At 68.6% G+C, this 13,600-nt stretch carries 8 protein-coding genes and 2 pseudogenes; 6 read left to right on the plus strand and 4 right to left on the minus strand.

Features of this window, described 5'->3' with window-relative positions:
* A partial coding sequence (locus tag B4K29_RS10380; protein WP_286967251.1) for an RHS repeat-associated core domain-containing protein occupies nt 1-2,270 on the plus strand: 2,270 nt, incomplete at its 5' end.
* A 252-nt stretch (nt 2,271-2,522) separates the two neighbouring features.
* Here B4K29_RS10380 and B4K29_RS10385 read toward each other — a convergent pair.
* Both B4K29_RS10385 and B4K29_RS10390 read right to left on the minus strand, forming a co-directional pair.
* Nucleotides 2,523-2,747: pseudogene (locus tag B4K29_RS10385) on the minus strand (integrase core domain-containing protein); the annotation flags it as partial.
* Nucleotides 2,748-2,943: 196 nt separating this feature from the next.
* Nucleotides 2,944-3,264: pseudogene (locus B4K29_RS10390) on the minus strand (transposase); the annotation flags it as partial.
* A gap of 815 nt (nt 3,265-4,079) precedes the next feature.
* Between B4K29_RS10390 and B4K29_RS10395 the strand changes: the two are divergent.
* The gene (locus tag B4K29_RS10395; RefSeq protein ID WP_286967252.1) at nt 4,080-5,714 is read left to right on the plus strand and encodes an IS1634 family transposase; all 1,635 of its coding nucleotides are present in this window, start codon (nt 4,080-4,082) and stop codon (nt 5,712-5,714) included.
* Nucleotides 5,715-6,440: 726 nt separating this feature from the next.
* Here B4K29_RS10395 and B4K29_RS10400 read toward each other — a convergent pair.
* Nucleotides 6,441-7,181, minus strand: a complete 741-nt coding sequence (locus tag B4K29_RS10400) for a GntR family transcriptional regulator (protein ID WP_029212025.1) — start codon at nt 7,179-7,181, stop codon at nt 6,441-6,443.
* Between the two features lie 144 nt (nt 7,182-7,325).
* On the opposite strand from B4K29_RS10400, the gene iolC reads away from it, so the two are divergent.
* From iolC to B4K29_RS10420, 4 genes are all read left to right on the plus strand, one after another.
* Nucleotides 7,326-8,336 (plus strand): 5-dehydro-2-deoxygluconokinase, encoded by a 1,011-nt coding sequence (gene iolC, locus B4K29_RS10405; RefSeq protein WP_029212024.1) that lies wholly within the window; start codon nt 7,326-7,328, stop codon nt 8,334-8,336.
* A complete protein-coding gene (locus B4K29_RS10410) occupies nt 8,336-9,316 on the plus strand; it encodes a Cgl0159 family (beta/alpha)8-fold protein (RefSeq protein ID WP_286967253.1) in 981 nt (326 codons plus the stop codon). The genes iolC and B4K29_RS10410 overlap by 1 nt, the downstream gene beginning before the upstream one ends.
* Nucleotides 9,313-10,209, plus strand: coding sequence for a 5-deoxy-glucuronate isomerase (gene iolB / locus B4K29_RS10415; protein ID WP_029212022.1), 897 nt, complete (start codon nt 9,313-9,315; stop codon nt 10,207-10,209). Before B4K29_RS10410 ends, iolB begins: the two co-directional genes overlap by 4 nt.
* A gap of 120 nt (nt 10,210-10,329) precedes the next feature.
* Nucleotides 10,330-11,829 (plus strand): CoA-acylating methylmalonate-semialdehyde dehydrogenase, encoded by a 1,500-nt coding sequence (locus tag B4K29_RS10420; protein ID WP_029212021.1) that lies wholly within the window; start codon nt 10,330-10,332, stop codon nt 11,827-11,829.
* A 677-nt stretch (nt 11,830-12,506) separates the two neighbouring features.
* Here the strand turns inward: B4K29_RS10420 and B4K29_RS10425 are convergent.
* Nucleotides 12,507-13,376, minus strand: a complete 870-nt coding sequence (locus B4K29_RS10425) for a TIM barrel protein (RefSeq protein WP_286967256.1) — start codon at nt 13,374-13,376, stop codon at nt 12,507-12,509.
* Nucleotides 13,377-13,600: the final 224 nt, after the last annotated feature.

Here is a 13,600-nt window from a genome sequence, read left to right on the forward strand (position 1 = left end):
CGGCGAACTCGATGATCGCGACCACGACCGATGCCATGGGTGCTGGCGGGACGGGCGGGAACATCACCAAGTACACGTGGGACACGGCGAACAACCCGACCCAGGTGCAGATCCCGACCGGGGCGGTCACCTCGGCGGTGTACACCACCGGTGGGGCGTGCGCCTCGAGGGACTCGGCCAACCCGGACCGGCCCAAGTGCCTCACTGACGACGCGGGCAACAAGACGTCGATGGCCTATGACGCGGTCGGGAACCTGACCAGCAAGACCGACACCACCGCGACCGGCGGGGCCGCGTTGAAGTACACGTGGAGCGTGCCCGGCTCGACGGACGGCACGAAGAACTGCTCCCCGTTCGCGGGCCAGCTGTGCACCATCACCAAGGGCAACGGCAACGTCACCCGGTACACGTACAACGCGAACGGGGACTTGACCAAGATCACGCCCCCGTCCCCGCTGGGAGTCCAGTCCTTCGAGTACGACTCCCTGGGCCGGATGACGGCCTCGGTCAACGGCCGCGGGCACCGGATCACGTACACCTGGGACAACCAGGACCGGAAGGTGAGCTACTCCATCCCGGACACCCCCGCGGGGAACCCGTGGACGAACTATCTGACCTACGACGCCGACGGGAACGTCACCTACAACCAGTCGACGCTGGAGTACGACGCGCTGAACCGGCTGGTGTCGATGAAGACCCCGGCGCACGCGAACCCCTCGACCGTGGGCTATGACCCGGCCGGGAACGTCACCACCTCCACCGACCCCGACGGCAACGTCACCACGTACACTTACGACGCCGCGAACCAGGTCACCACGGCCGGGTTCCCCGGCGCCACCTGCGCCCAGGACCTGGTCTCGCAGGCCGGGTGCGTCAAGTTCGGCTATAACGCGAACGGCCTGGAGAACAAGCGGGTCATGCCCGCCAACGTCGTGCAGGACGTCACCTACGACAACTCCTCCCGGGTGACCCGCACCAAGGCGGGTTCGCCGAACCAGGCTCTCCTGAACGACTTCGCGTACACGTACACCGCCGCCGGCGCGGACCGCACCCAGGTGCAGACCATGACCGACCACGTGGGGTACACCGCCAACGGCGCCACGGTCATCGCCAAGGGCGCGGTCACCAGCTACGGCTACGACTCCCTCAAGCGCCTGACCAGCGCGGTCGAGAAGACCCCCGCCGGGGCGGCGTCGGCGTCGTTCACGTACGCGTATGACAAGAACGGCAACCGCACCAGCTACACCCGGTCGGGGAACCTGGGAGGTGCCGGGCAGCCCGGCACCACCAGCTACGGGTACAACGCTGCGGACCAGCTGACCACGCTCAACGGCGACGCCAGCAAGTTCTCCTACGACGCGGACGGCAACGAGCTCACCGCCGCCGGAGACACCGCCGTCGGGGTGCCCAACCACGCCAGTGAGTGGACCGCTGACCACGTGGCCACAGCGATGACCACCAACACCAGCGACCGCTACGAGTACGGGTACGTCCAGCAAAGCAACCAGGGCAACCTCATGTGGTGGAACCACGGTTCCACCCAGCAGCGATCCCCCATCGGACTGGACACCACCCGCACCGACAACGCCGGCACCACCAAGTACCTGCTCTCCCCGTCCGGCAAGCCCCTGGCCTACAAGTGGGCCCCCAACGGCGGGGACTGGAAGACCGACCCCGGCCTTTACTACCTGACCGACCGACAAGGCTCGATCACCAGCACCGCAACCGGCGATCACGGCCTCGAAGCCGCGATCTACCGATACTCCCCCTACGGCGAGTGGCGCGTCGCCGACGAGCACTACGACGGCGGCACCAAGGCCAACCGCATCCAGTTCCACGGCCTGCTCTACGACGACGCCACCGGCCTATACCGCACCGACACCCGCTGGTACGACCCCACCACCGGGCGCTTCACCCAACCCGACACCACCGCCTACGAAACCAACCCCTACCTCTACGCCGCAGGCAACCCCAGCAACGCCACTGATCGGTCAGGGAAGAAGTCCATCGGAGACGCAGTTGGAGACGTGGCTGGCGAGGTTGCCGGAGCGGGTCTGGGATTGGTCTCAAAGGCTGGACCCGTGGGCTTAGGCGTTGCTCTCGCAGGAGGGTGCATCGCAGGAGTAGCCGCGGAAGGAATTGGCAGCTACATCGATGGAGAAAGAACATCGGGAGGAGACGTCGCCTTGTCATGCGCAAGCGGTGCGGCTGCGGGTTTCATAGGCCGCGCGGTCGGAAAGTTTGGCAAGAGCACAGGAGGAGACGACTAGACATGGGGGTTTTCCTAGTCTTGGCCGCCCTTGGGATTATGGTCATGTTCAAGGCGGTGATCTCCTGGAGCAACGACAAGTGGTCAGTATGGCCGGTGTTGGCTTCGATGCTATACACGAGCTTGATGCTGGTTGGATATTTCTTCACGCAGTAGCCCGCCAAAGTTCCTCGATTGTGCCCATGCCTCACCGGGTCACTTCAGCGTGCTGACGGCAAGGTGGGTGAACCGCCTGAGGTCTTTGCCGCTCGCATGCGGGCTGCGGCTCGGGGTTGAGGGCAGCGTAGTGGGCGATCTCGTACTCGGTCGGGGGAACGTAGCCCAGCGCGCTGCGCAGGCGCCGGTGGTTGTAACAGCTGACCCATCCGGCGGTGGCATACTCGACGTTGCCAACGGTCTTGTACGGCCCGGCGTGGAAGATCGTCGTGCGGATCCACTCGGTCTTGTACAGGCCGTTGATGCACTTCGTCAGGGCGTTGAGTCCCCTATGTCAAGCAGCGTGCGGAAGGGTCTGCCCGGGTTTGGTTGACAGGTCAACCAAACCCGGGGCTGACCCCGGCACGGTCCAACTGGTCTGAGGTGTACTGGCAGCCGAGGTCGGCGTGGAGGATGACCCCGGTCGTGTCGCGGAGCCTGTCAATTTGTCTGTGTAAATGGAATGGTTCTCAATGGGTTTAGAGGTGGGCGGTGAAGCGGCCGGGGTAGATGAGGGCGAGCTCGCCCGGGGCGGCTTTCCAGTCGTGGACGGTGGATCCTTCGACGAGGCGGCCGCTGGCTTTGCGTTGGTCGCGGGGTTTGCCGGCTTCCTTGGCGCGTTCTCGGGCTCGGCGGTCCTCGATGTTGCGGATGGCCAGCTACAACAACTTGATGACGGCCGTGTCGGAGGGGAAGTGGCCGCGGGTCTTGATGATCTTGCGCAGCTGGTAGTTCAACGACTCGATCGAGTTCGTCGTGTAGATCACCTTGCGGACCGCCGGCCCGAACGCCACGATAGGGGCAATGCCTGATGTTTGAGATCACCGCGTTCGAACTGATTGTACTAGTGGCTGTTCTATCTGTACTAGTAATTTTGATTCGATAGAGAATTGGCCACCTACGCTCACGGGACTCCACTGAAGTTGACACCACCCGTGTCGACAGAATCAATCGACAGTAGACCTAGATTCGAAAGTGGTCGCGTACACCTCAAATAGTCATCGAATTTAGAGAGTGTACGCGGCCACTCATTCCGGTGGGGGGGGCTGCTGCACCTACCGCCCGGGCTCTCGGTTACGCTCACGGCCTTGCGTCTGGTCGCGCATCCGGTGGGCGTAGGTGCGTGTCCCGAGGTTCGTCGCGCGGGCTGTCAGGCCGCGCCGTAGGGCCGCGTGGGGTCCGTTCGGGTAACTCGCCGCCCTCCGTAATCCACCGGTCGCGAGGAGGGGCTTTTGGCTCACCAGCTCGCGCACGCCGACGCACGGTGCTGGGGGATGGGGTACACCCCATCGATACCGCCCCAGCGGCACCGCCGTTGCAGGGCAGATAGGGTCCACCTCGCATTTCCCCCACGGTGGGGGTCGCCTCTAGCGGCATAGGGCAGTCTGGGCAGGTCGTCGGGTACCCCCCGCGTGTCGAGGGCGGCGAGGGCGGTGGCGTTGTCGTTCGTGAACGGCGGCGCTGTCGTGGCAGACGACGTCATCGACCCTCAGCAACGGGGCCCTGACTTTGGACAGGTAGTGCGGGATCTGGAGGTGACGGACCGCTGACCTGTGGTGATCTCCTGGGGGTTGGGCAGTTTCACGCACTAACTGGGTGCGTCTAGCCTCCTGGTGTGGCGTTCATCAGGCGGGTGCGGACGAAGTCGGGGGCGACGGCCGTGCAGATCGCCGAGTACGCCGCTGGGCGTCAGCGGATCCTCAAGCACGTCGGTTCGGCGCACACGGAGGCCGAGCTCGGGGTGCTGCTGGCCCGGGCCGGTGAGCTGCTGGATGACCGCGACCAGGGCGTCCTGGAGCTGGGGGTGGAACCGAGCCCGCCGTCGGCGGCGCTGGTGGCGCCGGCTCCTGAGCCGGCGCTGCTCAACCCGTCGCCTGCGTCTGGGCTGGCGGTACGCACCGGTCCGGGGCGGGTGGTGGGTACGGACAGCCGGGTGCTGTTCGAGGCCCTCGCCGCGGTGTACGCCCAGCTGGGGTTCGGCGTGCTCGAGGACGAGGTGTTTGCCGCCCTGGTGCTGGCCCGGGTCGTGGAGCCGACCTCGCTGCTGGACGCCGCCCGGGTGCTGGCCGATCTGGGTCAGGAGGCTGCCAGCTACAAGACGATGGGGCGCACCCTGACCCGCGCCAGGGAACGCGGATACCGCGACCAGGTCGCCACGGCCTGCTTCGAGCAGGCGGTGACCAGCGGTGACGTCTCGCTGGTCATGTACGACGTCACCACCTTGTACTTCGAGGCCGAGAAGGAGGACGACCTGCGCAAGGTCGGCTTCTCCAAGGAACGCCGGGTCGACCCGCAGATCGTCGTCGGGCTGCTGGTCGACCGCAACGGCTTCCCGCTGGAGATCGGCTGCTTCGAGGGCAACAAAGCCGAGACCTCCACGATCGTGCCGATCATCGAGGCGTTCCAGGCCCGGCACGACCTGGCTGACATGGTCGTGGTCGCCGACGCCGGGATGCTCTCGGCGACCAACCTGCGCCAGCTCGACGAGGCCAACCTACGGTTCATCGTCGGCTCACGGGTGACCAAGGCCCCGATCGACCTCGCCTCCCACTTCCACTGGCACGGGGACGCGTTCACCGACGGGCAGGTCATCGACACCACCACGCCGCGAACCGGCCGCAACAGCGACAACGATGTCAAGGTCCGCGCCGAGCCCTCGTGGGACCCCGACGAGCACGCGGCCTCCTGGCGGGCGGTGTGGGCCTACTCGGCCAAGCGTGCCGCGCGCGACCACAAGACCCTCACCCTGCAGGAGAACCGGGCCAAGGCCGTCATCGCCGGGGAGAAGGCCGCCCGCACGCCACGATTCGTGAAGAAGAACGGCGGGGCCACCGTGCTCGACGAGGCGTCCCTGGCCAGAGCCCGGCGGCTGGTCGGGCTGAAGGGCTACGTCACCAACATCCCTGCCACGGTCATGCCTGCCGGCGAGGTGATCTCCTCCTACCACGACCTGTGGCACGTCGAGGCCTCGTTCCGGATGTCCAAGACATACCTCAAGGCCCGGCCGCTGTTCGCCCGGAAACGTGACGCGATCGAGGCGCACCTGACCATCGTCTTCACCGCCCTGGCGGTGTCACGCGAGGTCCAGAACCGCACCGGCTTGACCATCCGCAACGTCGTCCGCCAGCTCCGCCCGCTGCGCTCAGCCACCATCGCGATCAACGCCACCAGCCAGACCTTCCCGCCCCAGATCCCCGCCGACAAGCAGGCCATCCTCAAGGCCATCCACCGGGGCGGGCTCACGCACTAACGAAATGACCAAACTCGGGTCGTGGCAGACGACGTCATCGACCCTCAGCAACGGGGCCCATGACTGAAGATTGTCGTCAGGCGCGACACCCCGCCAGGGTTCGTCTTGGGGAGCTTTGCTATTCACTGCGCATGATCTTTGGACCGCAGGACGCTACAAGATGGTGGTTCGCGGATCATAGGCGTGGCCGGTCTCGTTCTGCTCTTCGTCGCTGCTGCGATCCGCAACTCCGCCGATCCCTCCGACAATGCGTCGATGCTCCGGGTGAGGCCACCGACCTCTCCGTCTGCCTGATCGTCCTCAGTGGTGGGAGACCAGCCTTGATCATGGGCGAGCTGTTGGCGGGGGATGCCGAGGATGACCCCGCGACTGCACGGCGGTCCAAAACAGTCATGTGCGGCACGATCACCTGTTCCATCGTTGCAGCAGTAGTCGTGAGTCTCTGACATCGGACGTGAGGGGGGCGAGCCACCCGCTCATCCGGTCTTCGATCAGACGGGAGCCAGGTCATGGAGGTGACCGCCGAAGTATCCAGGTCCGGCGCCTGGTGGGCGGTCGAGGTGCCTGAGGTGCCGGGTGCGTTCACCCAGGCCGAGCGCCTCGATCAGGTCGAGGCCGCGGTGGTCGACGCGGTCCGGACGAGGCGTGAGTGTGACGACCTCGCCGTCACCGTGACGGTGGCACACAGGTCGACGCGAGCGCGATCCTGAGGTGCGGCCCCGCGGGTCAGCGTTCGTGCACGGTGATGTCGAAGGCGTACTGGTCGGCGCGGTAGCAGTGGTCGCCGAACTCCACGGCCACGCCGTCGCCGGCATACGCCTTGCGGGTCATGGTGAGCAGGGGGTCGGACTTGGCGAGCTCGAGCAGCTTGCGCTCGCGGCCACCGGGGGAGCGGGCGCCGATGGTCTGCTGGGCGACGACCATCTTGGCGCCGCGGTCGCGCAGCAGCTCGTAGAGGCTGTGCTCGGTCAGCTCGGCCTCGGTGATGTCGGCGAAGCGCGGCGGCAGCCAGTTGTGGAGCAGCGCCAGGGGGATGTCGCCGGCATAGCGCAGCCGCTCGATGGAGAGCATGGGCGTGTCGGAGGGCAGGCCGAGTGCCTCGGCCGCGCGCTCGCTGTAGGCCTCTGCGTCATACGAGAGCACCTTGGTGATCGGGGCCCGGCCGGAGCGCTGGAGGTCCTCGTAGAGGGAGGTGAGCTCGTCACGGCGGTGGATGACCTCGTTGGCCACCGTCGTGCCGATGCCGCGGCGGCGCACCAGCAGGCCGCGGGCGACCATCTCGCCGATGGCGCGGCGCACCGTGGGGCGGGACAGGTCGAGGCGCTCGGCGAGGGACAGCTCGTTCTCGAACGCGTCGCCGGGCTTGAGCGCGCCACCCTCGATCGCCGCCGTGAGCTGTTGCGCGAGCTGGTGGTACAACGGCACCGGGCTCGTGCGGTCGATCATCACGGGGAGCTGAATGGTCACAGTCCGTGATGGTAATAGCAATATGTCAAAGTGTCACCAACTCACTAAAGTCCGTTTGTCCTAACAAACCTTGACAGGGTTGCGAGCGCTGAGGCAGGCTGGGCGTGTTCCCACCGACGTGACACCGACGCACAAGGGATTGTGATGGCTGACGCACCCTCCGACGCGACGAGCGCCGAGCGGCCCCAGCGGGCCGACGGGCCCGAGCCGTTCGACGTGCTGACCATCGGACGGGTCGGCATCGACATCTATCCCCACCAGATCGGGGTGGGGCTGGAGGACGTCGAGACGTTCGGCAAGTTCCTCGGCGGCAGCGCCACCAACGTGGCCGTGGCCGGCGCCCGGCACGGCCACCGCTCCGCCGTCATCACCCGCACCGGGGACGACCCCTTCGGGCGGTTCGTGCACCGCGAGCTGCTGCGCCTCGGCGTCGACGATCGCTTCGTCACCCCCGTCGAGGGCCTGCCGACCCCGGTGACCTTCTGCGAGATGTTCCCGCCGGACGACTTCCCGCTCTACTTCTACCGCTACCCCCAGGCGCCGGACCTCGTGATGCAGGCCGACGAGATGCCGCTCGACGCCATCACGGACGCGCGCATCTTCTGGGCCACGGTGACCGGGCTGTCGCACGAGCAGAGCCGCGACGCCCACCACGCCGCCTGGGCCGCCCGCGACCGGCGCACCCACACCGTGCTCGACCTCGACTACCGCCCGATGTTCTGGCCCGACGAGGCCACCGCCACGCGCGAGGTCGAGGCCGTGCTCGACCGCTGCACCGTCGCCGTCGGCAACCGCGAGGAGTGCCGGGTCGCGGTCGGCGAGGAGGACCCCGAGCGCGCCGCGGACGCCCTGCTCGAGCGCGGCATCGAGCTCGCCGTCGTCAAGCAGGGACCCAAGGGCGTGCTGGCCAAGACCCGCGACGAGCGCGTCGAGGTCCCGCCGATCCTCATGGACGTGGTCAACGGTCTCGGGGCCGGGGACGCCTTCGGGGGCGCCTTCTGCCACGGACTGCTCCAGGGCTGGGGGCTCGAGCGCATCCTGCGGTTCGCCAACGCCGCGGGCGCCCTCGTCGTCGGACGGCTCGAGTGCTCCACGGCCATGCCCACGCCCGCCGAGGTCGAGCAGCTGCTCGCCGAACGCCGAGGAGGCCAGTGATGGACCGCGTCAGCGTCGACGTCCGCGCCCTCACCACGACCCGCCTGCGCGAGCCCGAGCGCATCGACCACCTGTGGGCCGCCCGCCGGCGCCGCCCCCTCGTCGGGGACGACGGCCGCCTGCTCCTGGTCGCCTGCGACCACCCGGCTCGCGGCGCCCTCGGGGTCCGCGACGACGGTATGGCGATGGCCAGCCGCTCCGACACGCTGGAGCGTCTCGCCACGGCCCTGTCACGCCCCGGCGTCGACGGCGTGCTCGGCACCCCCGACGTCCTCGAGGACCTGCTCCTGCTCGGCCTGCTCGACGACGTGGTCGTCGTCGGCTCCATGAACCGCGGTGGCCTGCAAGGCGCGTCGTTCGAGCTCGACGACCGGTTCACGGCCTACGCCGCCGCCGACCTGGCCCGACGCGGGCTCGACGGCGGCAAGATGCTGACCCGCGTCGACCTCGCCGACGAGGGCACGGCGGCGACCCTGGCGGCCAGCGCCCGCGCCGTGACGGAGCTCGCCGACGCCGGGCTCATGGCGATGGTCGAGCCGTTCTGGTCCTCGCGGGGCGCGGACGGGCGGGTGGTCAACCACCTCGACCCCGACTCGGTGATCCGGTCCGTCCACGTCGCCGCGGGTCTGGGCGCCACGAGTGCCCGCACCTGGCTCAAGCTGCCGGTCGTCGACGACATGGCCCGCGTCCTGGACGCCTCGACCATGCCGGCGCTGCTCCTCGGCGGTGACCCCACCGCCGACCCCGAGCAGACCTACGCCACCTGGGCGGACGCCCTCACCTGCCCCAGCGCGGCCGGCCTCGTCGTGGGCCGCGCCCTGCTCTACCCACCCGACGGCGACGTCGCCGCCGCGGTCGACGTCGCCGCGCACCTCGTCCACGGCGACCCCGCCCGCAGCCACCCTGCCCCTGGCAGCCACCCCGCCCCTGGAAGCAACCCTGTCCCCGGCAGGCACGCACTCACTGGAGGAGCACGATGAGCGACTGGTTCAAGCCCGCCACCACCACCGGTGACGACGACTACCACGTGCGGATCCGACCGGGCGACCCCGGCTGGACGCACACGGGTCTGCTCGTCGCCGACCTCGAGCCCGGCGAGTCCCGCGAGGTCGCCACCGGCGAGCACGAGTTCGTCGTCGTGCCGCTCGCCTGCGAGGCGGCGGTCGTCGAGACGGGCGGTTCGGCATACGAGCTGGAGGGTCGACCCTCGGTCTTCGCCGGGCCGGCGGACTGCCTGTATGTCGGGCGCGACGCCACCTTCACCGTCACCGCGCCGCAGGGTGGGCGGATCGCCCTGTGCCACGCGACCGCGCGGACGTCGTTCCCCGTGAAACATCTCCGCAAGGCCGACATCCCCGTCGAGCTGCGCGGGGCCGGGCAGGCCAGCCGTCAGGTGCAGAACTTCGGCACCCCGGACGTCCTGGACGCCGACTCGATCATCGCCTGCGAGGTCGTCACGCCCGCCGGCAACTGGTCGTCCTACCCGCCGCACAAGCACGACGAGGAACGCTCGGGCAAGGAGACGGCGCTCGAGGAGATCTACTACTTCGAGATGCAGACCGAGCGTGGCGGCGGCCCGGGCCGTGACGGGGGCGCAGGCGCTCCGGACCCGATCGGCTACCAGCGCGTCTACGGCACCGACGACCGCCCGATCGACGTGCTGGCCGAGGTCCGCTCCGGCGACGTGGTGCTCGTGCCGCACGGCTGGCACGGGCCGGCGATGGCACCGACCGGCTACGACATGTACTACCTCAACGTCATGGCCGGGCCCGGCGACGAGCGCGCCTGGCTCATCTGCGACGACCCCTCCCACGCCTGGGTGCGCGGCACCTGGGACGCCCAGTCCGTCGACCCCCGCCTCCCCTACTCCTGACCTACCCCCGGTAAAGGCATCGACCGGCCTTCGTTCGCCAGGCTGATGCCTTTACCCCCGGCGGGTCTGCACCCCGCACCCAGCTTCCCGTCATACGGCATCGAGCAAAGGACCACTCCCATGACCACGCGCATCACCCACCTCATCGGCCACTCCTCGTGGGAGGGCACGGCCGAGCGCACCTCCGAGGTCTACAACCCCGCCACCGGCGAGGTCACCGGCACCCTCGACCTGGCCAGCAAGGCGCTCGTCGACGAGGTCGTCGCCCAGGCCGCCGAGGCCGCCAAGGAGTGGGGCCAGACCTCCATCGCCAAGCGCACCCGCGTGCTGTTCGCCTTCCGCGAGCTGCTGGAGTCGCGCAAGGGCGAGATCGCCAAGGCCATCGTCGCCGAGCACGGCAAGACCTATCCGGACGCCGTCGGCGAGATCAACCGCGGCCTCGAGGTCGTCGAGTTCGCCTGCGGCATCGGCCACATCATGAAGGGCGGCTACTCCGAGAACGTCTCGACCAAGATCGACGCCTACTCGATCCTGCAGCCGCTCGGCGTCGTCGGCGTCATCAGCCCGTTCAACTTCCCGGCGATGGTGCCGCTGTGGTTCGTGCCCGTCGCGATCGCCTGCGGCAACGCCGTCGTGATCAAGCCGTCCGAGAAGGACCCGACCGCCACCGGGCTCATCGCCGACCTGTGGCGCGAGGCCGGCCTGCCCGACCACGTCATGAACGTCGTCCACGGCGACAAGGAGGCCGTCGACGCGCTGCTCGACAACACCGACGTGAAGTCGATCTCGTTCGTCGGGTCGACGCCGATCGCGCGCTACGTCTACGAGCGCGGCGTCGCGGCGGGCAAGCGCGTCCAGGCCCTCGGCGGCGCCAAGAACCACATGCTCGTCCTGCCCGACGCCGACCTCGACCTGGCCGCGGACGCTGCGGTCAACGCAGGGTTCGGCGCGGCCGGCGAGCGCTGCATGGCGATCTCGGCGCTGCTGGCCGTCGACTCGGTCGCGGACGAGCTCATCGCCAAGATCAAGGAGCGCATGGCCACCCTCACGACGGGTGAGGGCAACGGCGAGGGCGTCGACATGGGGCCCCTGGTCACCAAGGCGCACCTCGACAAGGTCCGCGGCTACGTCGACGCGGGGGTCGCCGAGGGCGCCGAGCTCGTCGTCGACGGGCGGGACGGCGAGTGGGTCGGCGGGAGCAAGGACGGGTTCTTCCTGCTGCCGACGCTGTTCGACAAGGTCACGCCGTCGATGTCGATCTACACCGACGAGATCTTCGGCCCCGTGCTGTCGGTCGTGCGGATCGAGTCGTATGACGAGGGCCTGCAGCTCATCAACGACAACCCGTTCGGCAACGGCACGACGATCTTCACCAACGACGGGGGTGCCGCGCGTCGCTTCCAGAACGAGGTGCAGGTCGGGATGGTCGGCATCAACGTGCCGATCCCGACGCCGATGGCCTACTACTCCTTCGGCGGGTGGAAGAACTCGCTCTTTGGCGACACGCACGCGCACGGGATGGAGGGCGTCCACTTCTTCACCAAGACCAAGGCCGTCACGGCGCGCTGGCTCGACCCGTCGCACGGCGGCCTCAACCTCGGCTTCCCCCAGAACGACTGACCTACCTCAGGTAGTCACATCGACCTGGGTTGGCACCCCAGGTCGATGTGTCCAACCCAGGCGGATCCTGCCACTCATGCCGTATGCCGAGGCGCCCGACCCCACGCGGGGTCGGGCGCCTCGCGCGGTGCGGGATCCCGTCGCGCGACACGAGCACGAGCACCGCAGGGATAGAGCGCCGCAGGGCCAGGGCGCCGCAGGGCTAGAGCGCCGCAGGGCCAGGGCGCCGCAGGGCTAGAGCGCCGCAGGGCTAGAGCGCCAGAGTGGTCACAGATCCGACACCCGACGGCCGCTGATGTCGGATCTGTGACCACTCTGGCGGCCCGTCCTCGGGAACCCCTGAACGCCCCGGCACTGGGGAGGTTCGGTGTCGCCAGGGCAGCACCGAACCTCCCCAGCGATGGGGTGGCCCCGCGCAAGGGAGCGGGACCGAGATCGGGGCGGGTTCTGGTGGTCAGGGCAACCAGAGGTGGCCCCGATCTTCGCTCGCCCTCCGCCATTGGTCACCATTGGCGTTGTGGATCGTTCAACAGGGCCGCCCTGACGCCATTGGTGACCAACGATCGGGGTTCGGGGAACCGTTGACGCCATTGGGGCCAACGGTCGGGGTTGGGGGAGCCCCTGACGCCATGGGTGACCAACGGCGGGGGTGGGGGTGACCGAACTGGTGGCGGGGGTCAGGCGAGGAGCTTCTCGACATACTCCCGGTTGATGCGGGCCGCGTCCTTGGGGTGCTTGTGCGTGGTGTCCTGCTCGAGCACGATCCACCCGTCGTAGCCGTGGTCGCCGAGCCACCGCACGACCCCCGCGATGTCGACGAGGCCGTCCCCGAGCTCGGGGAAGATGATGCCGCGCAGCGCGTCGCCGAAGCTCCACTGCTCGTCCTGGGCGCGGCGCAGCACCTCGGGGTCGACGTCCTTGAGGTGGACGTGCGCGACGCGGTCGCCATAGGTGGGCAGGAAGTCGAGGGCGTCGCCGCCGCCGTACTTGAGGTGGCCCACGTCGAGGCACCAGCCGACCTTGGCGGGGTCCGTCTCGTCGAGGAAGCGGCGCGTCTCGGCGGCGGTCTCGACATAGGTGCCGACGTGGTTGTGCAGGACGACGCGCATGCCCCTGGGCTCGAGCAGGTCCGCGAGGTGGGCGAGGCCGTCGGCGAGGTTGCGCCACTGCTCGTCCGTCAGGCCGCGAGCCTCGTCGACGTGACCGGCCTCGGCGTCGCGGCGGTCGTCGCCGAGCTCGGCCGCCACCAGGATCGATCCGCCGGCGGCCTTGACGCGCTCGGCCACGGCCAGGGCGGCGGCGTCGGCCTCGTCCCAGCGGTCGCGGTCGCGGTAGCCCAGGCGCACGAACGCCCCCACCATCTCAAGCCCCCGCCGTGACATCTCCGAGCGCACGACGGCGGGGTCGTCCGGCATACCGGGGCCCCACTCCGTCGCGACGTAGCCCGCCTCGACCATCTCGTCCATCATCTGGCCGGGCGCGGTGTAGGGCCGGAAGTCCGGGATGTCCCCGTTGTTCCAGTTGCAGGGGGCGGTGGCGATCCTCATCGATGCGCTCCTTGGTCGGTCGGGTCGAGTCGAGCTGGACGTATGGCGACTTTGCTCTGACATTCTGACATCACGTCGTCCTCGCGTCGATGCCACCCCCTCGGATCCGTCTGGGCCGGGCCCGGACACATCAGCCGGGCTCGAGTCCATCAGCCTGGCGAACAAAGGCCGGTCGATGCCTTTACCGGGGGTAGGTCTATCGGCCTGGCGTGCCCGGAAGTTGT

It is taken from the genome of Arsenicicoccus sp. UBA6765 (genome assembly GCF_002453335.1).
In the GTDB taxonomy this organism is placed as follows: domain Bacteria; phylum Actinomycetota; class Actinomycetes; order Actinomycetales; family Dermatophilaceae; genus Arsenicicoccus; species Arsenicicoccus bolidensis.